Annotated in this window: 1 pseudogene; it reads left to right on the forward strand. The window is 50.9% G+C overall.

Annotated features, from left to right (window positions below):
• Window positions 1-232: pseudogene (locus tag HBA93_RS23850) on the forward strand (ABC transporter ATP-binding protein); the annotation flags it as partial.

Below are 232 nucleotides of genomic sequence, written 5' to 3' on the forward strand. Positions count from 1 at the left end.
CCTCAGCAGGGAACAGTGCAATGGTATGTCGATTACGCCATGCTGGATCAGCATGTGAGTCTGCTCGATCCGGCGCTGAATATCAGTGACAATTTTAAACGCATTCATCCGAAGGCATCGGATAATGATTGTCGTGCGGCACTTGCCCGCTTCATGTTTCGCGCTGATGCTGCTTTGCAGAACGTTGCCGAGTTAAGTGGTGGTGAAAAATTGCGTGCAGGTCTGGCTTGTG

It is taken from the genome of Ochrobactrum sp. SFR4, assembly GCF_019730395.1.
GTDB lineage: Bacteria > Pseudomonadota > Alphaproteobacteria > Rhizobiales > Rhizobiaceae > Pseudochrobactrum.